Below are 24,586 nucleotides of genomic sequence, written 5' to 3'. Positions count from 1 at the left end.
TATACAAACAAACAAAAATTGTTTATAATAAACATACACTTATGATTGGAGGGATTATAAATTGTCACTAATGGGACTCGACATCGGAACGACTGGATGTAAGGCTTCGCTCTTTGATGAGGGCGGAACTCTTCTATCAGCCGCGTATATGGAATACCCTTTGGAACAGCCTAAACCAGGAGCTTTTGAGCTAAATCCAGAACGAGTCTGGGAGTCCGTCAGACGGGTTATCGCGGATGTGCTCTTAGCTGTTCCCGGCGTCATTGTTCACGCCCTCAGCATTTCTTCCTTGGGTGAGACGGTTGTTCCCGTCGACCATCATGGAAATGTATTAAGCAATGCCATTTTGTATACGGATTCAAGAGGTATAGAGCAAGCTGCAATTATTGAACAAAAAATCGGTAAGGAACGGACGATGGAGCTTACCGGAGTCCCTCTGCATCCGATGTTCTCCCTTCCGAAGGTCATGTGGATCAAACAATACCAGCCTGAGATTTACCAAAAAGTATGGAAATTCATGCCGTTTGGCGATTTCATCGCTTTTTTACTCACGGGTATTTCGGTTACAGACTACACCTTGGCCTCTCGCACCATGGCCTTTAATGTGTCCAAAAAAGAATGGGACTCTGATATGTTTGATGCCGCCGGAATTGAAGCAGACAAATTTCCTGACCTCATTCAGTCTGGTCAAATCATTGGCCCCATTCGCAATGAAATAAGACAATCGCTAGGCTTCCGTTCAGAAACGTTAGTTGTAGCCGGCGGCCATGATCAAGCCTGTGCAGCTCTCGGTGCAGGTATTTTACATAACAATCATGCGGTGGACGGTATCGGAACCGTGGAATGTATTACGCCTGCCTATTCTTCACCAATTCTGAATACGAAGATGCTCCAGTATCAATTCAATTGCGCACCGCATGTCATTGAAGGTTTATATTTGACATATGCCTTCAATTTTACTGGCGGTTCCCTTATTCGGTGGTACCGAGACAAGTTCGGTCAAATCGCCGAAGCAGAAGCCCGCAAATTAGGCATTAACGTTTACGACTATTTGAATTCAACATCTGCAACATCACCTACCGATTTGCTCGTGATTCCTCATTTTGCCGGATCGGGTACGCCATACATGAATCCCGAAGCCAAGGGTACGATTTATGGATTATCATTTGATACAGATTCCACCCATCTGTACCGAGCCTTAATGGAAGGTGTTACGTATGAAATGCGCTACAACCTCGAATGCCTTGCGGAAGCGGGAATTCCTATTGAGTCGCTGCGCGCGGTAGGCGGTGGGGCTAAATCCGACCTGTGGCTACAGATTAAAGCTGACATTATGAATTGTCCTGTAGAGAGATTAAACGTTAGTGAAGCTGGAACGATGGGTAACATCATTCTCGCTGGAAAAGCTTCAGGGGTTTACCAAACTTATGAGGAAGCCGTAAACATACTTGTCAAACCGCTGCGGATATTTTACCCAAGTGAATCTAATACGTCCCTCTATCAGGATCGCTATGAGAAATACAAAGTACTTTCACGAGCGATTTCAAACTTATAATTTTGTAAAAGAAACATTCCAGGTAGCAGCAACCAAGCTGCTAAGTCTGGAATGTTTCTTATTTTGAGTTTTATATTGTATTCATTGAATGCAAGCCTTAATAGGGCGAAAGCCATCAGCGCGAGTCCGACAAGCACAAGCCATTGGGTCGTTTTTCCCGCCTGCTTTACTCGACACTAGTCTGGATAAAAAGAAAACCTTGAAGGTTTCATCCCTCAAGGCCAGTTATCTTTTCACTTATTTTGTTATACAACTCAAGCCTATCTGCTTCAAGAAATTGTAATGCCAATTCGTTCACTGTACCAAAATCAGCATCTTCTTGATCAATTCCCCACCAGTTTAACAATACTTCATACCTTACTGTATTGGGCATTATGTTAATCGTATATTCTTTATCCTAAATTCAACAATTAATGACATTTCCCTGTACTCCGTCATTTAGATAATAAAAAGACCGATGATTTTCATCAGCCTTTTTCATCAATTATCTCTTCGCCTTATAAAACCATAGGTTCTAATCGAATGGCATCCGATGTTTGGGGACGAAATTCGCCCCCGCTTCGTACCCTCCCGCGAACCAAACTCTCGGGTCAGAATCCATATAACAGTTCACACAAGAAACGGAACAAGAAATGGTCAGAGTCTGCCTAAAATCGATATTGAAGGAGAATCTTTCCATGAAGCGAGCTCCAAAGAGGAACACTCACTTAAAATAAAGTTAATACTCATTAAAGTCAAAAATAAGCGATCCCCCATGATTAGGGAGATCGCTTTATCATTTTGAGAAACCAATTTTGTAGATCTTATTTTGTTCCTGGTATTTGTGGACTTGTTGACCAAGGCGATCTTTTTGAGTTTGTTTCTAAATCTTGATCTGGTTGTGGCGATGGAGCAGGATGTGCCTTAATGTAGTCGAGTACATTGTAGATTTGTTCCGCTGCCTCAGCGCGAGAGATTTCAGCTTTAGGATGGAAGTTCCCTTGTTCATCTAATTTCACTACGTTATAAGCAAGCGCGCGCTGGATGGATCCGTCATAATCAATGGTTATATCCGTGCTATCGTTAATCTGGGCAGGAACAAGCTTAATCTTTGGAAGATTGCTATGCGTTTCAATCGTGCTAATAAGCTGGTGAGTGAACTCTTCACGCGTCCATTTCTTGTTAAGATTCAGATCGGCTGGCAGTACGACTCCATTAACGCTTGCCGTAATTAAGGCATTCGCATACCAAGCATCATTGTCTGCGTTTTTGAAATAATCCGTAGCTTTAGGTTCTACAAGGAATCTTACTAAATCTAGATTCAAATTCGCAGCATTAACAATAAGCTGAATACCTTGTGCCGCTGTGATGGTTTCATTCGGGGCAAATAAGTCGTCTGAAATACCATGGACTAAGCCTTGTTCTTGTAAGGCAACAATTTTATCCTTTACCGCGATATTCGTTAGATCCGAGAAAGGGTTAGTAGCTGCATAGCTATGACCTACAAAGGTTAATGATAATGCGGTAATAGTGGACATAGTAATCATTTTGAATTTTGTTTTCATTTCTTTCACCTCGTAGCGTTTTTAGTTAAGATTCAAGCCTTTTATTCATTGTTTCTGATATCGCCCTTACATTAGCAATACAATCGAAGAGCCTATTATTTTTCACACTTAAAAAATTTTTTTATGGACGATAGTTAAAAAAAGGGCGCTAAGGCTATCGAAGAGTTCGAGATGAGCTAGTGAAGGCAAAATAAAAAGGAATGAACCCGGTACAGTACCGAAACTCATTCCCAGAATGTCGCCTAATAAAATAACCTGTCTAACTTATTTGATGTCACTTCAAAAGGGGTTAGAAATTGAAATTTGTTAGTGGATGTCCTTTTTCTTAAAGCTGCCACCTTTTACTTCAGCAACCTCATACACCATGATGAAAGCATTTTCGTCAATCTCACGAATAATTTCTTTCATTTTTCGCTCTTCCAGACGGTTAATGACGCATGTGATTTCTTTAAAATGCTCATTTGAATAGCCGCCTTGCACCACACTATACGTAGCGCCGCGACCCAAGCGATCGCGAATAGTGTCAATCATGCTTTCAGGATGCTTGGTAATGATCTTAAACGTTTTAGCTCCGCTGAGGCCTTCTTCGACGATATGTATCACCTTGGAAGCTATAAAATAAGCAATCCCCGATAATATAGCACCCTGCAAGCCAAATACGGTCGAGACGACGATAAATACGAATACGTTCAGGAATAAGATAAGATCGCTTGTACCGAAAGGAAGCTTACGGGAAAGCAATACCGCCAACATATCAATGCCATCCAGCGCGCCGCCGTTCCGAAGAGCAAGACCCATCCCTAAACCGATAATGATGCCTCCGACAACGGTGACGAGGAGCGTATCGCCTTCTACGATCGGAGTAATATGGTGCATAACGACGGTACCCACGGCCAGCGAAGCAATACCGATCACGGAATATATCGCGAAGCTTTTTCCAATCTGTTTATACCCTAAATATACGAACGGTATATTCAAAATCGCAATGAGAAGTCCCAAAGGCAACCCGAATAGATTCGACCCTACGATGCTAAGACCCGTCACGCCGCCGTCCGATACGTTGTTCGGAATTAATACTGCCTCAAGGCCATAGGCCGTAATAAAAGCACCGATGACAACGATGAGTCCTCGCAGCACCGCGACCAATACTGCTGTCTGTTTATTCTCTTTCTTCATTTTAAACCTCATTTCCTATTCTCGTTTCTTTAACTTCACTAAATGTAAACATTTTTCCCTTTAAAATTCTAAATATCTATTCGCCTAAAGTCAATTATTACATTCCTATAGCGGCGCGTCCACCCTATGCAACCTATAACAAAACGCAACCACATCATAAAAGAAGAGCAAATGCGACCTCGAACTAGGATTCTAAACCTACTCTCCATACAAAAGCTTTAAACACCCGATATGCTGTGTTTAAAGGCTTTAATTATTATGGATTCCGCCGGGTTCGAACCTTTGACCTCATCGTTGCCAATGGGATTGCAGCGTTATGTATTTGAAGTGAAATGTGGATAAGTTCAACTCATCACTAATATCAGCGCTAGAAATAAATTGGAGTTTAATAATGGATAACATTTGCTATTCCTGTATATTAATGAACGACTCCACTTGCGAGAGCTAAAATTAAAAAACACATAGGAGGAAGCTATTCATCTTTAAGCAAAACCGACCGCTCCTAATTCATCTTGCCTTTGTTTCCACGTTGACCACCAATTTGTCATAAGTAAAGGGACTAATGGYTGACTATAAGTTCGGCATCTCTCTGCGTTTGAAAAGAAGACGTATCCCTACGTCCTCTCTAACTGAATGCGATGTACAAGGTGCTAGCTACATTTTTTTCTGGGTGAACGGCTTCGTCTCACCTTAACGAGGTTACAGTTGTGCGTTTTGTACACAAGCGGCGCACTTGCCACCCTATTTTAACAAATGAAAAATTGTTTAAGTTGCCATGCTGACCCATCGCATTCGCAAGTATAGGTGCCTAAACTTCGTCGATTACATTTTTCTAACTCCTCACTCTCTCATTATTTTTAAAACAAAAAAGGACAGAAATGAACATATCGTTCATCTTCTGCCCCCATAGGGAATTGACTAACGGATAACATGATTTCTCCATTCAAACAATTGTCAAAACAAGGCAGTAGGTACAGCCGACATGTCCGCGACCTCATACACCTTCAGATCCGAATACAGCAGCAGTAGCTTCGCTTTTTCGTTTCGGAAAATATTCAAATAAGTAGCAAGCGGCTCTTTCTTTCATCTCGATTATGATGCCTTGACCATTGCTCCAATAGTTGAAAAAATAACCCTGAATTAGATCGATATCCTTCTCATTCTCCAGCTCCAACCTCTGGTAATCAGGTATGATATTTTCCAGTTGATCATTTAATTTATTGGAGAAAATTCGCAGCAGGCTCGCCTGTGCGCCGAACGCTTCAGCACTAGAGCGACGACAAAAAATCCTCACGTTAATCGTGATTCTAAACACCATGATCACATGGCGTAATATTCACCGTTACCGTGAGGGTATTAAGCTACTCCATTTATTCCGTATCGATAGCCGTTAAGTTACTTTAGGGACTAGGTCCGCGGCCACGCGGAAGCCAATGTTGCCCGTTGAGCTGTCTTGTGTATTGCCGCTTCTCGCCGCTACCCTGTAGCGGTTGCAGTAGGAGCGGTGGCACAGATACGAGCCGCCTCTCATCGACCTTTTGCCTGTATCATGTGTGTATCGTGGATTCACTGAAGACGTTTGACGGTGATAGGCAGGACTGAACCAATCCGCACACCATTCCCATACATTTCCTGCCATATTATACAGTCCGTAACCGTTCGGATCAAACGACTTAGCAGGAGCAGTACCGATATAACCATCGCTTGCATTATTTTTAATTGGGAACTTTCCCTGCCATATATTGCACATATGCCTACCGTCCGGCTTGAGCAGGTCCCCCCAAGGATAGGTCCTGCCCTGTAAACCGCCTCGTGCCGCATATTCCCATTCCGCTTCCGTCGGCAGTCTTGTCCCAGACCAGGAGCAGAACGCCGCGGCATCATTCCAAGAGACATGAACGACCGGATGATCCATACGACCCTCAATGCTCGAATCCGGCCCTTCCGGGTTGTTCCAATTTGCTCCATCAACGACAAGCCACCAGGGGACTTGCCGAGGTACATTTTTAACCCTGATGTTCGTTTCATCTGAAACCAGCAAATGGAAAACATATGACCATCCATAGCTTTCTGCTTCAGTTCGATATCCGGTTGCATCCACGAATGCCCGAAACTGCGCGTTCGTCACGGGGCAAGCTGAGATTTTGAAGGCATCGAGTTCCACCCTCCGAACTGGACCTTCCCCATCGCTTGGAAACCCTTCGCTAGAAATTGTTCCCATTTCGAAGGAACCGCCTGGTATGATAGCCCAATCCAAGTCGATGTGATCCGGCTCCGGAACGGCAGTTTGTGACGGTGCTGGGACCGCTATAACACTGTGCTCAATGTTCGCTTGCAGCCTGCTTGCCGCACAGCAGGATTTCATTTGTTCCACTCCTTCGCCTCCCTCCACACACATGAAAGCCACCAGAAATCCTTTAAATCATTTTTTCACTGAAGTGAACAACTCTCTCATGAAAATTGATTTAAAAGGACTGCTGGCGTTTCTTCAAACATTAATTTTTTCAACATTTTCACTGCTACTTCTCTTGTGGATGTCTCTTTCTCAATTCCTCCACGTAACGTCCTCTGCCCGACTCGATAAGTCTTTCAGCATATTCGCTGAGATTGCCCTTGGCATGATAGGGCCCGCCTTCTCGTATGACGGTCCAGAGCGGGTCAACATCGTGCTCCATCGACATCATCATCTGATCATGCCAGTCGAGCAGGCGGTATGCAGCCTCTCTGCATATGTCAGGGCGGGCGGGAGCCAAGTTGTGCAGCTCATGAATGTCATCCTTGATATGAAACAACATCTCTTTGTCGAACAAATGATAGCCATCGTGGTAGGTGCGGATGTAGAGCCATTCGTCGAACCTTACGCTGCGCTGGCACACATGTGCACATTGCGAAATAATGAGGCTGTCGCGTCCCGTATCTTCGCCCGTCAGTATCGAGTCGGCATAACTGCGGCCGTCCCAGCTCGGCGCCTGCTGAAGTCCCAACAGCTCCGCCATCGTCGGCGGCAAATCCAGATGATAGTGAAGGCCTTTATCCACATGACCGGCTATGCAGCCCGGCCAGCGGATGATCATCGGGATCCGGCATGTCGCTTGGTCTGCCGTACCATGTTCGCCGTAGATGCCAAGCTCGCCCATATTCTCTCCGTGATCAGCCGTTATAATAATTACGGTATCGTCCAGAATGCCTTTCTTCTCCATCGCGTTCAGAATCATACCGATGTTATCGTCCATATGGCGCACACCGCAATCGTACCCGTCAATCATACGGCGGAGATCATTGCGATCCACAAGCTCCCCGGGATGACGGGGATATTGGGGCGAGACACGGTTGTTATACATGTTGATCTCGTGCGCGCTGTGCGGTCCCACCTTTTCACGGTGCGCTGCAAATATATCATCGGTAATCCACTCCGGGAGCGGATCGTCCTTGAACGGGTTCCCGAATTCCTCCGGCGCACGATATGGCGTATGCGGGTCCCAATAATTTACGTAAAGCATCCAATCATCCTGCTCGGCATTGCGCTCAAGCCACTCGAGCACGACCGGCGTCACCTCCTCGGCCGACTCCATGCCGCCCTTGCCCGTATTGTAAATTTCATTGAAGCCGGCATAGAACGTCCAGGCGGTGTGCCTTTCTCCGAACGGGCTGACAAGTGAGGTTTTCATCCCCGCGCTGCGGAACAGCGAAGGGAAGCTTTCACTGGCCAGCCTGCTGCGGAAATCGCGGGATTCGCCTTCATGGCGCACATCCGCAGCTGTCCCTCCGTGACCGACAACCCCGTTATGAATGCCGAATCTTCCTGTCATAAGCGCCGTTCTAGAGGGGAAGCACGGCGCATCGGACGTGTAATAATTATCGAAACGGACTCCTTCGGCGGCGATCCTGTCAATATGGGGGGAGGTATTCCTATGGTATCCGTAACAACCAAGATGGTCAGGTCTGGTGGAATCAAGATCAAGCAGCAATACTCGCATCGTTCAATCTCCTTTACTTCGATTACTAGTTGTTCGTCCCTGCAACTGCTGCAGCTCCCTGCAAGTAATTAGCCCTTGGCATCACCTGCTTTGAGAATTCGCCCTAATCTCCCGCAACGGTACCGCTTGCCGTGCTCTCATTCGCCCGGTGACTTCCTTGCTTTCATGTCGTTATCCCTTTCCCTAGAATGATAACGCCTTCTTTAAGCATTATCTTCAGTATAAGAGTCAGCCCTTTTCTTTGTCGATGTACATAATCTCCGGAAGATGTACATTTCAACACTAACTTGAAGATTTCAACACGTTTTCGTTTACACTATGATAATTATCAATGCTATAATAAAGGCAACTATTTTCATTAAATGGGTGATGCTTATGCTGACAATTAGAGCTGTACATTTTGACGATTTCATCCCGAATTGGCGTACGCATTCCGAGGTTATCAATTACAATGTGCTTGTTCTTGTCATGGAGGGCAAAGTTACTTACAGGATTGAAAACGAAGATTATACCGGTGAACGGGGAGACTTTATGTTTATTCCAGATGGCTCGCGTCGCGCCGGTGAAAATCACCCTTCCGGACCACACCAAAAGTTTACGATCATCTTCAACTATGAAGTTGATGCTATGCCATTCATTCCTTTTCTTCACGATAAGAAATTTGTACATTTCAAGCTGTGGAGGCTCCAGTACTTGCATAGAAGATTTGAACGTTTATATGAGGAAATGCGCCAGGGGGAGAACTTTAGAACCTTCATTTGTCACGGCATCCTGCAAGAGCTGATTGGCATCATCGCAAGAGAACTAGAGAAGCCCGAGGTTATACCGATCAAAACGAAATATGCCGATATGATAAAACACTATTTGCTAGACCACTACCGCGAACAGATTGAAATCAAGGATCTGGCACGATTAATTCAGCGTTCACCGAACTATACGATCGCCGTATTCCGAGAAGTTATCGGACAATCGCCGATCAAATACATCCATCAATTGCGCGTGATTGAAGCATGTAACCTGTTGTTGAACTCCGACATGTCCATCTCCAATATCTCAAACTATTTAGGCTACTATGACACCTCTTACTTTTTCCGAGTATTCAAAAAATACACCTCGATGTCACCTACAGACTTCATGACCTACGGGAACCAGCAGGACGCGGCCCAGTTGTTCACCTGAGCTCTGTACCATAGCAAAACAGCCCGCAGGTATCTGCGGGCCCGGTTATAAAGAAGGAAACTATCCATTGTCGCTAGCCGCAACGACGCGAAACCTGATACTCCCCGATAATCCCCTCAATAATATCTGCCATGCGATTGATATGCTGACGCTTTAATTTCCACTGAAATATAAGTAAGTTACATTTATGAATGTAGTTGTGAATTCCAACTTGATGCCCCTCATCATGAATTCTTCGTATCAAATGTGGATACTGTTCAGCTTTACTACCAAGTACAAAGAACGTTGCCAACACATCATATTGCTTCAGCAAATCTAGTAGTTCAGGTGTATAGCGTGGATCAGGGCCGTCATCTAAAGTAAAGTCAGCCTGTTGTGCTTGTATACCTTTCTTATATACACCTAGACCAAAGACTCGTGACAATATTACGGGAATCATCATTTACACAAAGGAACCGATTAAAAACAGGACAGGTAGCCATTGAGTCATGATTGCACTTCTTTTGATAATGATGTAACAACGATTGTCTAGACATCATCAACATCATTGGAACCAGCTTTGAAGAGCTCTGCTTCACAAGTTGCCTACCTACGGGATGCAGCACTCGTAGTAGAAATCTCAGGTATAATGTTAGCCATATTCTAAGACACTTTGATTGAATCGGATGTTGTTTAAACCCTAATCTGTTCTACGTTCTTACAGCCAATTATCTTTGTAATCTTTTTCTTTGGTATGCTTTATCTCTAGCACGAACTTAAAGTTTTCTTTGAGTTTCATTAATGGGCTAATCTATCATGATAATATACATGGAGGAAAAGCTCTATGAAAAGGCGAATGGTCAGCTTGTTTGTAGCGTTGCTACTGAGCTTACCCCTCCCTGCTGCCTATACAGCAAGTGAGAATACAAAGTCAGACTCTCATTAAGGGTTATGGGGATGGTAGAAAGTTAATGCTGCAGGAGGCAATTTGGAAACCTCAATTGCATGAATGATAATTCTCGTAAAATAAGTTCAAATCATATAATGGTCCTTCACTGTAAAGGAGTGAGTCTGATGCTGGTTCTTGGAAGAAAACCCGGACAATACATAGTAATCAACGAAAAAATTATCATAAAGGTAATTAAAAGTGAAGAGGGGCATTTACGCTTGGCTATTGAAGCGCCAAAAGATATCTCTATCGTTCGCGGAGAATTACTTTCGGAATTTTCTGACTAAATGATTCTGAAGATTTATGCAACACTAGTGACCCTTCTATTTACTTGCAGCTTTCCTTAGATATTTAAACAAGGACTTGCTTCGTCTGGGCAAAGCCTATGAGATGCCCAAGCCCATTTTTCTCAAACGACTGAAACCATAGGCTTTCGTAATTTAGGATAATAACTTTCAAATTTTTTTTTCAAAAAGACTAAACATTTCAAATACATTGTCGATATATAAATTAATCTCATATTCGATTACTCATGGACGAGTAAATACGCATGTAGTTTCAAGGAGGAACATTTGAAACAGATGCCTATTTATTCGTCTTTTTGCTGTTTAAATGTAGTTTTTTACAATTGAATACTTATTAAATAATTACGAGACTTAGGATGAGCAAATGAGTCGCCGTCATTCTTCAGGAGGAAGAAGGGCAGTGGTTTGTTTGCTCATTTTTTTATGTCAATTTACTGAGCGGGATAAGGGGATGAGCTAATGCTCGTGTTAGGGAGAAGACCCGGAGAATATGTGCTAATCGACAACAACATTATGGTAAAGGTCATTAAGAGCGATGAAGGCCATTTACGTTTGGCGATTGAAGCACCAAAGCATATTTCTATTGTTCGTGGAGAGTTATGGGAAGAAAACAATATAGCCTTAGAAACGGCAAAAAAGGTCGAAGCTCCTGCCACTTAAGGACGAGTGGTGAAATCAAGGAAGATAACAGTTTGACTTACAAATCCTTGTTTTGGATTAGCGCGCAATCCACCAACGACTTGTGAGTACAGGGTATGCGCTTCAAAGGATGCCAACGGATAGGCACCTAAAACACACCACATGGAGGTAATGAGAAATGAGAATTAACCACAACATTGCAGCACAGAACACGCATCGGCAATTAGCAGGTAACACAGGAGCAACAGGAAAATCTTTAGAGAAATTGTCTTCCGGTCTTCGTATCAACCGTGCGGGCGACGACGCTGCAGGTCTTGCGATTTCCGAAAAAATGCGAGCACAAATCCGCGGATTGGATCAAGCACAGCGCAACGCGCAAGATTCGATATCCCTGATTCAGACGGCAGAAGGCGCTTTGACCGAAACACATAGCATCCTTCAACGTATGAAAGAACTCGCAACGCAAGCTGCCAACGATACGAACACTGCTGATGACCGTGGCGAAATTCAGAAGGAAATCAACCAATTATCAGCTGAAATTAACCGTATTGGTAATACGACCGAGTTCAACACGAAAAAACTGTTAAATGGGGACATTTCGGAAAAATCCGGTGTTGTAACGATTGATAAAACAACTAATCCTTTCAATGCGGGAACGACGACTATTTCGAATCCGGATTTAGATAAGAACAGTTCTCTGAAAGCAGGAAATTATACAGTAGATGTTACAGACACTGTAACGAAATCCGCAACCCATACTGCTGATAATGCAATTAAAAACGTTAGCGTTGGGGCAAACTCAAGTCTTAACAGCGGCGATTATGAAATTCGTATTGGCCAAACGCAAACGAAAAATGCATCGCTTGATACTCCGGCCGGCTCTGTAACAGGCGTTTCGATTGCTCCTACTTCTACTTTGGCTAACGGTGCACATGAAGTAACAATTACAAGAACAGATTCTGTTGCAACCGGCGCATTCACCGGTGCCAATACAGGCCTTACGGCCGATGGTATTACGGTTACAGGTAACAATTCAGTGTCTGGAAGCTTTGATATAAAAACTGTAGGCGTTTTAGGTGCGGTAAACAATGGTACTGTTGCCGCAGGTGCGGCTGGTGCCCTTACTTTGAGTTTAGATAATTCTTCGGCACTGAGCAATGGAGTAGGATATCAACTTGCTTATGCAGATGAAGGCAACGGTATTTTTAGTGTTCAATTAATGGATACCGACGGCACTACAGCTTTAACAGACAAAGTTATTCTTGATAACAACGTACAAAATTATCAATTCAAGGCATTGGGAACATCTAATGACTTCGGTGTGAGCTTTAAAACCGCTACTGGGGTTAACACCACATTAACTGGAGCTAACGCAGCCGGAAATCACCAAACATTTGATGTAAGCAGCACGGTTACATTAAGTCAAGGCGGCAGCACTGTAGGTACTACATCTATTGCTGCAGGTGCTGCTGCAGGTAGTGTAACAATTGGAGATTTCACGATTGCCCACGGCGTTGGTAACACAATTATCAATGGAACTGATAGCTTTACTGTCACTAATGAGCTTGCAGCATCATTTGACGGCGGACCTGACGTAACCTTTACTGCCGGCAGCACAGTTACCTTCGCAAACGGAGTAAGCATTGATACACGTGCTGATAGTACAACGTATAGCGCTTCTAACACTTTTGACCTTACCATTGGTACCGCAAATGCTTATACTGCAACAGTCCACGATGCCAATGGCGGCGTTGTGGTTGGCACGCAAACTTTAACGTTTGAGGATGGCGGCACTTATAACCTGGGTAATGGCGTAGATCTTACTATCGGTACACTTACTGGCCCTACTACACATGGATTTAGCGTTACTGCTGCAACAACAAAAACCGCTACGCTGACAAACACAACAACTGGTGATACAACTAAGAAATCTGATATTGCAGCCAACTCCACGATCGATTTTGGAAATGGCCTCAAAGTAAATATTGGCGCAAAAACGAATGGTCAAGCCGCTTTTACAGTTGAAGGTGGTGTTGAGGACAAATCCTTGTCGATGCAAGTCGGAGCAAACCAAGGTCAGTCCTTGTCCATGAATGTTACAGACATGCGTGCAAGTGCTCTCGGGTTAACTTCTTCTGATACATCTGCAGTAATTAAAGATAAAAATGGAAATGTGATTACGGGTGCTGCTTGGACAACTACGAAACAAACCAATAATGGCACTAATAACGTTAATGTTGAGTACTCCCTTGATGTTTCGGATGCTACTAAGGCTTCTGGAGCAATTGCAGTACTAGATAATTCCATTAATGCTGTATCCGCCGAACGTTCCAAATTAGGTGCATACCAAAATCGTTTGGATCACACCATTAACAACCTTGGAGCTGCTTCTGAAAACCTTACTGCCGCTGAGTCGCGTATCCGTGATGTAGACATGGCGAAGGAAATGATGGAGTTCACTAAGAACAACATTCTTACTCAAGCAGCACAATCTATGTTGGCTCAAGCGAACCAACAGCCGCAAGGCGTACTGCAATTGCTCCGTTAATTCCCTGAAATTCCGAAGGGGTTTTCCCAAAGGCCCATTTATAACTTTTCGGTTTCCACTTATTACTAATTTTACGTGTAAAAACAACCTCCATCTCCACTTTATCATAGGTGGAATTGGAGGTTGTTTTGCATGAAGTCTGGGATCCTCTCCAGAACGTCTGCCACGGATTTCGCTCTATTTATGATACGGTTCAGCTCACTACAATTAAGGCAGCTTGGTTCTATCCCTTCTAGCTGCAGTGTGTTAGCGGCAGTCGTGGTCACACTACCAACCTTAACGCTACTATGTTCTCGCTTGTAACGCACTTCTGGCAACCAGCATATATCCGGCCCCCCGAATCGTAATGATTCTCTCAGGATTGACAGGGTCAGCTTCGATTTTTTTACGTAAATTACTAATGTGTACAGCGACGGTTCTCGTATCCTCCAGACTCTCCATTCCCCAGATGAGCTGAAACAACATATCGACAGTGACGACACGGTTAACGTTTTGTGCCAAATAGGACAATAGACTGAACTCTTTTTTCGTTAAAAAAATGGTTTCACTACCCATGATGGCGGACTGTGCGTAGTAATCCAGCGTCAAACCCGGAAACTCTAGCAGTTGTTCCCTTCTGCCCGTCGACACTCTGCGAAGGTGAGCCTTGATCTTGGCCATGAGTACTCCTGGACTAAACGGCTTGGTCACATAATCGTCGCCGCCATAGGATAATGCGCTGATTTTGACCTCGTCCTCCTCACGGCTGCTCAGAAACACGATCGGCGCATTCGTGTAGAAACGTGCGTTCCTACACCAATCAATGCCGTTTTCATTAGCCAACAATACATCCAGTACAATCAAATCCGGCTCGAACGACGTAAGCAGTTTCATGGCTTCTGCCCCGCTGTAGCTGTAGGAGCATATGAAGCCCTCACGCTCGCAATACACCTGAACAATCTCGCATATATTGGGATCATCATCGACGATCATAATTTTGTGCATGTCCATCATGCTGTCACCTTCTTTCTTCTACAATACAAGAATACAAGGAAGCGATACATAGAATATTGCCCCCGTCTTGCCGTCGCTCTCCGCTCGAATCGTCCCTCCATGCGCTTGGACGATTTCCCTGCAAATCGCCAGCCCGAGCCCGCTGCCCTCTATACCCTTCTCCAGGCCCGGTCGATCATACCTGTAATTACGATCGAAGATTTGCTCGAGCTGCTCTGGGGGAATACCTGTGCCTGAATCTTGCACGCTAATGATTGCACGGCGGATATGATCCTCTTCTTCAACAGCTAATGCAATACGCACCGACCCACTGCTAGAAGTAAACTTCATCGCGTTCGACACTATATTAAACAATGCCTGCTCTAATCTTTGCACATCCATTTCGACAACAGGCATGTCAGGGCGTTGATCTTCCACATCTCTGAAATCCAGCGTGAAATCCAACCCTGCGTCACGCACAACTAGCTCATATTGTTCATAGAACCGGCGCAAGAAGTCAACCACATGAACCTGCTCCATTCGGTACGAGACTTGTCCCGTCTCCAAATGCGACAAGAAGGACAACTCCTCGATCATGCGGTTAACCCTTATCGTGTTATCCCGGATATACTTCAAGTACTGTTCATTACGTTCCGGCTTGACCCTGTCCTGCACAGCTTCTACATAACCAAGCATACTGGACAACGGCATACGCAGATCGTGCGTTATATAGGCAAGGAGCTTCTTCCTCCCTTCCTCGGAGTGAAGCAACCGGTCATACGACGTGCGGAGATCATCATGAGCAGCGGATAGGGCCTGTGTGCGTTCCTGCACGGTTCGTTCCAAATTCAAATTCATTTCGGTCAGCTTGTTGTTAGCATCCTGCAGTTCACGTGCAATCCTCTCCTCGTTCGATGCCGCCCTCGTAAATCTCGAAGAAAGCAGAATCATCTGTGCGATCGTAAACACCAACAAACCAAGCGGAGATGTATTTCCGATCAGCGACCATTCGTTGTAATATAAAAAATCGTTGACGACAGTAACTAAACCAACCACCGACACGAGCAGGAAGATTAGCGCTCCCTCCATACGCCGCATAGCCGCTTTGACTAGCCCAACCATCAGATAAACCATATGCAGAAAAACCATCACACCGATCATCAGTAACATTTTGGTATATAGAAGTGCAGGGGTCACCACAACAACGATACAGAATGCGCCGGTAACGATCCGCGTGACAAGATGAAACCAACGCGACACATAATTCGGAAAAATGCTATCAAAGTACATCGTCATGATATAACCAATGCTGCAAAGAATCAGGTATTCGATCTTGAACTGCAATCCCCATGGAAAAGATGGCCACAATTGTGTGAGTAAGAGCTCGCCGACCAGCAAGGATCGGATACCGGACAACGTGGTGAACAGACCAAAATACAATGGAGCCCTGTCTTTGCGTCGCAGTCCGAATAACAGCAGATGATATACGCCAATCACAAGCAGGCCTGCGGTGGTGAACATTTCTGCGGCGATTCTCAGATTTGTCCTAACCGTTAACACATCACTGCCGCCGAGCTCTATATACTTGGTGATGCCGCCTCGCTTATGATGGAAGTTGGCTACTTGCATAACCAGCTCTACCTTGTCATTCTTGGGCTGAAAGAACACCAGCTTCGTTGCCAGATGCGGTGTCACGCTGCTCTTGTCCTGACCAACTACACCAACCTCTGCCAACAGCTCGCCATTAACCCATAATTTATACGCATGAAAAATGGTAGGCATCCGCAGAGCAAGCCGCTCATTCCTATCCTGCTCGCTAAGCTTTATGACCACCCGAAAGGTTGCAAAGCCTGTACCGTTCAGCTGCTGACCATCTAATTGATAGCCTAACCATGACCCCGGGATGCTGATCCAGCGATCATGATTTCCGTCCCTTGCTAAGCGATTCTGTATGTCCTCAGGCGACAGCAGCTCTTGCCAATAGAACGCCCAGTCCCCTTTTAACTTTACCGGATTCTCACTGACATGGGCCTGCGTTATATCCAGAATGCCTTTTTCACTTTGGAACTTAGGGGAGTCCGGTGCAGGGACGACGGCATAGCTTACAACCGAACCAATAACAAGGGCAGCAATTATATAAAGCAAGATAGAACGAGAACCGAATCGGAGAATACCCCTCATTATGAACCCAACCCCAATCTCCAAGAGCGCAATAAGTAAGTCGATTATCTAAATCATATCATCATTATAGGTAAATGTACCCTGCAAATATCTACGAGGCGTTGAACACAAACATTACGATGAGGTCCTTTTTTGAACGTAAGAAAAAACCGTCCACCCCCGGACGGTTAATTAACATGCAAACCCATGTTTTAAGCAAGAAGAATATACCGGGTAACGAAGTAGACTCACCGATGCAGATCATAGTGGTAGATTCAAATACATTCAAACTTCAATATACAGGTAAATGCGGCTCTTAACTACTACTTTCTTACGAGTGACATACAGCGCCCCACATGTGCCGAGTGCTCAGTGTGAACATTACCTAATACGATGTACCCCCATCTTATGAACGTCTGACTACCGTACTTTTACAGCTTTATAGTGGAAATTATAATTATAAAGCCGACACCTATCATAGAATAGGGCCACATAAAAACACACCAGCCCTGATGCGGACTGGTGTACTATGGTGAATGCGAGGGGATTAGAACAAGTGTCCGCTAAGTCTTACTATGTATTAAGAAGTCCCTTAAGGTCGTAGGGTGTAAGGCTTCTAACGACTTGATTATTTATATAGTGCTAGTTGGTTTTAACGAGTTTTTCGCATTTCAACATGCATGTCTACCGGAATAGACAGGACTCACAACATGATTTGCACATATTTTATCCAGTGTTATTTGATTTTAATACAAGAAAAAGAATCACTGATCTGAAATGTATAGACCATCAAGTCAATAAAAAAACAATAAGATGCAATCAAGCCTCATAGTATCATTCCCCTTATCTATACTTTCTAGAGAGTGTTCCTTTATGCTTCTCGATAATCGAACTAACAATAGAACGACCTAACTTATAACACCAGATAACCGATAAAGTTGTCTCCCTTTTACGAGCGTGTTTTTACTCAGTTTAAATCTACTAACAGCGTACTTCAATCCAATTCGACCGCTCTCAATCTCTTGCACGATGGCTAATTTCTCTGAGGCACTAATTTTATTTTCGGGCATGAAAAATGCTCCCCTCACAGCAAACAGGTTATATATTATTTCACCTGTCTACCGTATGGGGAGCATATCAAGATTCAATCTGCAGAGCAGCCTCTTTAGGCTATCTGAAACTCTTATTTACTCCAAATTCGTTGCAGGATAACTGCCGCTTCGGCGCGAGTGAGAGAGCTGTTCGGCGCCAATATGCCGTTTGATCCTTGCACGATACCGGCATTGACCAGTGCTACAACGCTGTCTTTCGCGTAAGAAGCTACCGATGCCTCGTCGCTGAACGCATCCAAAGTGCCACCTGTCGGCAACGCTTTGCCTGCGGCTTTCGCCGCGCGCGCCGCGATGACCATCATGTCTTGACGCGAGATCTTGCTGTTTGGATCGAACAGATTGCTGCCCGTGCCTTGAATGATGCCGAGCTGCGCAGCGATCTTGACCGCATCGTAGTAGTATGCGGAGGAATCCACGTCGGAGAACATCGTTACGGAAGCATTGTTACCTTTAAGCTCCAATGCGCGAACGAGCAGCGACAGGAAGTCCGCTCTCTTGATGGAAGCATTCGGATCGTACGCGTTCTCACTCGTGCCGTTAATGATGCCGCGAGATGCCATCGCTTCGATCGCTTTCTTCGCCCATGGTACGGACTGAAGATCTCCGAACGATTTCACGACGAACGCAACCGCATAGATACTGAAGTGAGTCGTCGAGAATTTGACCGTACCGCTTGCTGCATCGTAGCGGGCATTCGGCACAGGTGTCGCTTTGCCGCTGCCTTCGATGTACCAGATGATGATGTGATCCGGGTTGCTTAGCTCTTCAGCCGTCGGCGTGTAAGGTACGGATACCGTTACAGGCGCGTTCGGGTTGTTCCAAGCGACAACGGAGTCGCCTGCCAAAACTTCGAGGCTAATGACCGGATGGTTACCGATTTGCTGGCGGACGTCATTGCTGAGTCCTTCTGTCGAGACCTTGCCCAAGCGAACCGATACGAACTCGGAGCTGCCGACGTTCGTGCCTGCCAGCATGTTGCCAGGAAGCTCGACCGTGCCGTTCACCGTCTTGATCGCAAGTACTGTCGATCCGGAATCTTTCAGGCTTTGAAGCGGCAATTGCACGTCGTATGAATTTGCGCCTGCTGTTGCAGGAATGTCGATCGTAACTTTTTTCTTGCCTGCAGCGTTAGTTACAACTTGATCGAACGCTTTCTGCAGATTGCCGGCAGAGATGTTGGACGATGCCTTACCGTTATTCACGGTAACTTTTGGTGTGATCTGGCCGTTTTCAACCGGTTGTTCAGTCACCGGAGGAGGCGTGTCTGTACCGGTCTGAGGCGAAGCGGCTCTCGTTGTTGCAGTCACAACTGGTGATGCATCCGACACCAATTCCACTTTAACTGCCTTCACGTAGTAGTAGTACTTCGTTGAAGCCTCCAGACCCGTATCCGTAAATTCGGAAACCGGTACGCCGGAAGCGATTACCGTGAAAGAACCGGATTCGGACGTTCCGCGATAGACGGAGAACGTTACACTCGTGTCTGAAGTGGTGTTCCAATTCAGCCTGATTGAGGATTGGCTTTGAGCATCAGCCGTCAATCCCGTAGGTGCCGCCAAAACCTCCTCAGGAGGCGTTACAACCAGAGGAATCGTCGTTGCAGTCACAACTGTGGATGCATCCGACACCAATTCCCCTTTAACTGCCTTCACGTAGTAGTAGTACTTCGTTGAAGCCTCCAGACCCGTATCCGTGAATTCGGAAACCGGTACGCCGGAAGCGATTACCGTGAAAGAACCGGATTCGGACGTTCCACGATAGACGGAGAACGTTACGCTCGTGTCTGAAGTGGTGTTCCAATTCAACTTGATCGAGCTAGCGTTCACGGCAGAAGCCGTTACGTTCGCAGGCGCCGCCGGTGTCGTTGCAGGAGAATTCTTACCGAAAAGCGTAAGCACTCCAAAAACGGACGTGTCTTGATAACCTTGGCCGGTCAAATCGTTCCATGCGGCAACGCTCTGACGAGCACCGTTTTTACCGTCGTTGATTTGCACGTCAAAGCCTAGCTTCATGTTGTTTTCCGGCGTGATCGATGTTAACGGTATTTTCATTTCTACCGTGTAGTTCGTTCCGGAAAGAGAGGTGGCTGACTCGAAACCGGCTGCTTTGCTTGACGGATTAAAAGTTGCCTGGTTCATATAGTTTACTCTGTATTGTCCATCATCCGATTGATAGGAAGCTGTCTTACCATTATTCTCGTCTACGAACACTTCGACGGAATCTTGTTCATGCGCGTTCGGGCTAGTACTGTCCAGTTCCGCATTATCAGTAACTTGGATTTGCAAATACAGGTTGTGATCATCCCAGAGCGCTCTGGCTACACCGCGTGCACCTTGCCATGCCATCTGGAACTTGTTGATCGAGACTTCAGGCGCATCGCTCCAGATCGCGTCAATGGTTCCGTCTATGACCGGCGTACCGTATTTAGCGGAAGTTTGACTAGCGGTTGCCGAAGCCGGCGGGTGCTCCGCTATGAACTTGCTCGGATCGATAACGCCGTAATAGGCTTGTTTCGCTTGCAGGTTGTTATCGAAGAGCAACGGCGGTTGTTCTTTTCTCCAGCTCGTCGCGTCGTTCAGACCCCAGAAGGTGACTCTGGCGATATTCGCGGCGTGCTCTTTGTAAATTTGGAATAGCTGCGCGTACAAGTAGCCTTGCGCGATTGCTTCCTTTTCGGTGATCGTGCCGCCGTTGCCGGCCGTTATGTCCAGCTCGGTAATGCTGATCTCAACGCCCAAGGAAATAAACCGCTCCAACGACGCTTTAACGTTGTCCGGCTTCGTGTTGACGTTATAATGCGCCTGCATGCCGACGCCGTCGATCAGCTTCTTGCCCGGATGCGTAAGTGCGTACTTGTCGTTGATCTCTTTCACCATATTGTAAATGGCCGTAGCTTTGTTCTGGTTATCATCGTTGTAATCGTTGTAATAGAGCTTGATATCCCAAGACGGGTTTGCGTCCAGCACTTCTCTTGCCGCTAAGAACGCTTGCTCCACGTAATCGTTACCGATCGCCGTTTTCCAAGGAGAGGTGCGCAGGGCAGCAACCCAATCCGTCGGATTAGAAGGATTGTCGTTCATCGCTTCGTTGACGACGTCCCAAGAAATCAAATTGTTGCCGTATTTGTCAGCGTAGTGCGTCATAACCGTTTGGATGTGCGTTCTCATATTGGCGAGTGCCTCGTCGCGGCTCAAAGGTGAACCGTTCGAAGTAGTCATCCACGCAGGCGTCTGCTGATGCCATACGAGCACATGGCCGTGTACTTTCATCCCTGCGGCGATCGCTTTATCGACTAGCGAATCCGCATAAGTGAAAGTACCTTTCACCGCCTGTGTCGCATCCGGTTTCATGGCGTTTTCCGCCGTTACGACATTATGATGCAATTTGAGAAGCTCCAGGCGAGTGCCATCGAAATCCGCCGCGGATACCGCGTTGCCGATCAAGAAATCGTCTTGATACTTTGTCTTGATTGGCGTCAAGTCTTTTTGTACGGAGATAGGGATTGAGCCCGTGTTCACAAAGCTGATATCGTCGATGTAGAAAGAAGCAGTCTTGTTGCTGGAGCTCTCGACGTAAATGGTCAAAAATTCGTCGCCTACGCTGGAGTAACGATAGGTGCCTTCAAGCTTCACCCATCCGTCTGCAGCACTCACGGTTTTTGCTTGTATGGTATTGTAGCTGGCGGTGCTGCCGTTGCCGACTTGCGTGGACAACTGAAGCTGCGAGCTGGTCGGCGAGATCAGCTTGACCCATGCCGTTACTTTGTACTCGCTGCCTTTGTCTACGTTCTGCTCGACGCGAATCGTCGGACCGTGCCAAGAGTCGGTGCGGTCTGCTACTTTCATCGCATAAGAACCGTTGTCGGTATGGTTGGCTTCATTCGTAACGGTCAACGTTTCCGTTCCCGCGCGGCCGACAAAGCCGCCATTCGATTGATCCTCGAACGTTACGGTATTGAATGGCACTGCAGGTGTTCTAGCAGGCTCGGCGCCAGGCGTAACGTCTTTGATTACGAATTCGTCCATATAGAAGTCGGCTTTCGCCGTGGCGGTTTCGTCTGAGTCGTAGTTGTTCGCTTCGATCCACACTAGGAATTCGGTCGTGTTGGCTGGTACTTCGTAGCCTTTCACCTCGAATGTCTTCCAGACGGAGTTCGTAACGACCTGGTTTTGGATAATCCATGGGTAGCTATCCGTACCGCCGGATTTGACTTTTGCGCCTAAGTGGTAGTTATCGGTTCCTTGAGCGGACCGGAGTTTGAACGAGATATCGTATTTATGACCGGATACCAACTTGCTGGTCAAATTAAGCGATACGGCGCTCTTTCTGTCCGAACGGACCTTATACAGAAGGGATTTCGTTCCCTCGGATGCGTAGTCGGACGATACTACCGCAGTACCGGTGCCGTTCCATCCCAGATCCGTCCAACCGCCGAGCTGACCATCCTCAAAGCTTTGGGACAGGACGAGGAATCCTGGAGGAGAAGCTGCGCTTGTCTGGCGAATGACGATGTCGTCGATCGCGAAGCTAGTATTTTTACCGGCGTCTTCGGATTCGAAGTAGAGTTTAATTCCCGTAGCGGCGCTGTTATATGTATAAGTACCGCTCAGTTTCACCCAAGCGCCGTCGGTGACCGTCGTCAACTCGATTACTTGCTTAAACTGGTCGTTGCCGGTTAATCCGGATTGCTCAATCGATGCCTTTAGCTGCGTCGAAGCCGCTCCGGTATCCAGCTTGGCGTAGGCGGAAATTTCGTAATCCGCGCCTTTTTCAAGCGTATCCGTCAACACTAGGCTCGGGCCGTGGTAATTTTGGGCACGTTCCGTCACGAGAAGCGCGTTCGAGCCGGAGTGGTGTACGGCATTCGTTACGGTCGCCGTAGCGCCGTTGCCGGTCCACCCATTTTTGCCGTTTTCGAATTTCTCGACAAGAACGGCCGGTTTGACGACTTTCACTTGGAAATCGTCGACGTAGAAACTAGCGGTTTTACTGCTGCTGCTCTGTAAGTAGACTTGCAGGGCATTGGCGTTCATGTCGTATGTATACTCGCCTTTGACTTGTACCCATGCGTCTGCTGTTACCGTTGCCGCGGAGCCTGGATTCAGGTACTCGTTGGATGCCCCAGTCTGTTGAGCGCCGAATTGGATTGTCTCGGAGCCGGTCGATCCCTCTTTGAGTTTAACCCATGCGGAAAGCTCGTAAACTGATTCCTTGTTCAGTATGCCGGTGGCGGCGAGGTTAAAGCCCGGGCCGTTCCAGTTGTCCGTTCTTCCTTGCACCAAGATACTGCCGGTTCCGCTCTGAGCGGCATTGTTCGAAGCCGTTACAGTCTCGGTACCACGCTTGAACCATCCTTGCGTGCCGTTCTCGAAGTCGTTCGAAACGACGACGTTCCCGATCGCTTCCGGTGACGGAGGCGTAGGTCCGCCGATCGCGGCTGCGAAGGTATTTAAAGTATCGTCTTTCTTAATGAGAATACGTCCCATCGCCAAGGCGTCGTCATCGCCGCTCCAGGCTTTGAAACCGACATTAATTCCGTTCTCCGTCGCGGCTGCTTTTACGTCCGCGTTGTAGTTGCCGTAAGGATAGGCAAGAAGGATCGGATCTTTGCCGGTAATTCCTTTCAAGAACGTATTAGCGGATTGGATTTCCGCGGCCGCGGTCGCTTTGGTGATGCTAGTCGTCCATACAGCTTGATCATGCGTCTTTGTATGGTTTTGAAGACTGATGTTCGGGTTGTTTTTCAGCGTGTTCAATTGGCTCAGCGTCATTCCCCAAGAACCGATATTGTCCTGGATGACGAAAGATACCGCCTTCATATTGTACTGCGTCAATACTGGAAGCGCGTTTGTAATAAAGTCCGGTGTCGCGTCATCGAACGTCAGCAGGATCGGTTTCGAAGGAGCGGTTGCCCCGTTCACGATAATGTCGACGTACTGTTCCGCGGATACGGTGGTATAGCCGTTATCGTTCAGATACTTCATTTGTTTTTTGAAGTTGGCTGTGCTGTATTGATAATCTCCGGATGGATTATCGGTGATTACATGGTACAGGATGACAGGTATCGTTGCGCTCGCTGCATTCGCATTTGGAGCATACCAAAATTGCGGCACTAACAGTGCAGCGGCTAACAGTGACAGCAATAGCTGTTTGAAGCGTCTACTCATTTGATGTCCTTCCCCCTATAATGGATTTTGATGTTACCTAAAGCGCTTTCAATCTTGATGTTGAATGACTTCTCCTTCCCGTATCTTCAATTATAATGAGCGTTTTAATAGGGCGGCACCTAACGAAGTAGAGATTCTACTATAAAAATTAAAGAAGATATTAGATCCGAACTTATGAACCACAAGCTAAATACAAATAAAAGGATATATCTCATAAATGAACATAATTCAGTAGTTATTGCTATTTCATTTTGGAAAATATGAAGGCTGTAACAGACCACAACAAAATGAGGATGGCGCAGAAACAACCTCATCGCCATCCTC

General features: G+C 46.2%; 16 protein-coding genes and 1 pseudogene. 5 read left to right on the top strand and 12 right to left on the bottom strand.

Annotation, left to right across the window (positions count from 1 at the left end; translation table 11 throughout):
• Positions 1-70 precede the first annotated feature (70 nt).
• Entirely contained in the window at positions 71-1,555 is a 1,485-nt protein-coding gene (locus AC1DM9_RS22010; RefSeq protein WP_477550931.1) for an FGGY-family carbohydrate kinase, read from the top strand.
• Between the two features lie 208 nt (positions 1,556-1,763).
• Here the strand turns inward: AC1DM9_RS22010 and AC1DM9_RS22005 are convergent, their stop codons facing one another.
• The 6 genes from AC1DM9_RS22005 to AC1DM9_RS21980 all read right to left on the bottom strand — a co-directional run bounded on the left by AC1DM9_RS22005 (position 1,764) and on the right by AC1DM9_RS21980 (position 8,252).
• Entirely contained in the window at positions 1,764-1,928 is a 165-nt protein-coding gene (locus AC1DM9_RS22005) for a hypothetical protein (RefSeq protein ID WP_477582201.1), read from the bottom strand.
• 430 nt (positions 1,929-2,358) lie between these two features.
• The gene (locus tag AC1DM9_RS22000) at positions 2,359-3,099 is read right to left on the bottom strand and encodes an S-layer homology domain-containing protein (RefSeq protein ID WP_477582200.1); all 741 of its coding nucleotides are present in this window, start codon (positions 3,097-3,099) and stop codon (positions 2,359-2,361) included.
• Between the two features lie 306 nt (positions 3,100-3,405).
• A complete protein-coding gene (locus tag AC1DM9_RS21995) occupies positions 3,406-4,275 on the bottom strand; it encodes a YitT family protein (protein WP_339208096.1) in 870 nt (289 codons plus the stop codon).
• 994 nt (positions 4,276-5,269) lie between these two features.
• Positions 5,270-5,569 (bottom strand): hypothetical protein, encoded by a 300-nt coding sequence (locus AC1DM9_RS21990; RefSeq protein WP_477509237.1) that lies wholly within the window; start codon positions 5,567-5,569, stop codon positions 5,270-5,272.
• 96 nt (positions 5,570-5,665) lie between these two features.
• Entirely contained in the window at positions 5,666-6,640 is a 975-nt protein-coding gene (locus AC1DM9_RS21985; RefSeq protein ID WP_477582325.1) for a formylglycine-generating enzyme family protein, read from the bottom strand.
• A 154-nt stretch (positions 6,641-6,794) separates the two neighbouring features.
• Positions 6,795-8,252 (bottom strand): sulfatase family protein, encoded by a 1,458-nt coding sequence (locus AC1DM9_RS21980; protein ID WP_477582197.1) that lies wholly within the window; start codon positions 8,250-8,252, stop codon positions 6,795-6,797.
• A 375-nt stretch (positions 8,253-8,627) separates the two neighbouring features.
• Between AC1DM9_RS21980 and AC1DM9_RS21975 the strand changes: the two genes are divergently transcribed.
• A complete protein-coding gene (locus tag AC1DM9_RS21975) occupies positions 8,628-9,431 on the top strand; it encodes a helix-turn-helix domain-containing protein (RefSeq protein ID WP_477509239.1) in 804 nt (267 codons plus the stop codon).
• Between the two features lie 73 nt (positions 9,432-9,504).
• Here the strand turns inward: AC1DM9_RS21975 and AC1DM9_RS21970 are convergent, their stop codons facing one another.
• Positions 9,505-9,873, bottom strand: a complete 369-nt coding sequence (locus AC1DM9_RS21970; protein ID WP_477509240.1) for a polysaccharide deacetylase family protein — start codon at positions 9,871-9,873, stop codon at positions 9,505-9,507.
• Positions 9,824-10,105, bottom strand: a pseudogene (locus tag AC1DM9_RS21965) (YkoP family protein); the annotation flags it as partial. The pseudogene AC1DM9_RS21965 and the gene AC1DM9_RS21970, both read right to left, overlap by 50 nt.
• Before the next feature lie 379 nt (positions 10,106-10,484).
• On the opposite strand from AC1DM9_RS21965, the gene AC1DM9_RS21960 reads away from it, so the two are divergent.
• From AC1DM9_RS21960 to AC1DM9_RS21950, 3 genes are all read left to right on the top strand, one after another.
• A complete protein-coding gene (locus AC1DM9_RS21960; protein WP_147947669.1) occupies positions 10,485-10,646 on the top strand; it encodes a carbon storage regulator in 162 nt (53 codons plus the stop codon).
• 477 nt (positions 10,647-11,123) lie between these two features.
• Positions 11,124-11,324, top strand: a complete 201-nt coding sequence (locus tag AC1DM9_RS21955) for a carbon storage regulator (RefSeq protein WP_076269472.1) — start codon at positions 11,124-11,126, stop codon at positions 11,322-11,324.
• A 157-nt stretch (positions 11,325-11,481) separates the two neighbouring features.
• Complete coding sequence (locus tag AC1DM9_RS21950; RefSeq protein ID WP_477582194.1) at positions 11,482-13,851, top strand: flagellin N-terminal helical domain-containing protein; 2,370 nt, start codon at positions 11,482-11,484, stop codon at positions 13,849-13,851.
• Positions 13,852-14,136: 285 nt separating this feature from the next.
• Here AC1DM9_RS21950 and AC1DM9_RS21945 read toward each other — a convergent pair whose 3' ends face one another.
• The 4 genes from AC1DM9_RS21945 to AC1DM9_RS21930 all read right to left on the bottom strand — a co-directional run bounded on the left by AC1DM9_RS21945 (position 14,137) and on the right by AC1DM9_RS21930 (position 24,262).
• A complete protein-coding gene (locus AC1DM9_RS21945; RefSeq protein WP_477509242.1) occupies positions 14,137-14,844 on the bottom strand; it encodes a response regulator transcription factor in 708 nt (235 codons plus the stop codon).
• Positions 14,845-14,862: 18 nt separating this feature from the next.
• Complete coding sequence (locus AC1DM9_RS21940; protein ID WP_477582192.1) at positions 14,863-16,968, bottom strand: sensor histidine kinase; 2,106 nt, start codon at positions 16,966-16,968, stop codon at positions 14,863-14,865.
• 923 nt (positions 16,969-17,891) lie between these two features.
• Entirely contained in the window at positions 17,892-18,053 is a 162-nt protein-coding gene (locus tag AC1DM9_RS21935) for a hypothetical protein (RefSeq protein WP_477509244.1), read from the bottom strand.
• 113 nt (positions 18,054-18,166) lie between these two features.
• A complete protein-coding gene (locus tag AC1DM9_RS21930; protein ID WP_477528046.1) occupies positions 18,167-24,262 on the bottom strand; it encodes an endo-1,4-beta-xylanase in 6,096 nt (2,031 codons plus the stop codon).
• Positions 24,263-24,586 lie beyond the last annotated feature (324 nt).

It is taken from the genome of Paenibacillus sp. 01T431, from assembly GCF_056398625.1.
Note: the sequence above shows the minus strand (reverse complement) of the source record. Positions and strands in the feature narration are given on the sequence as shown.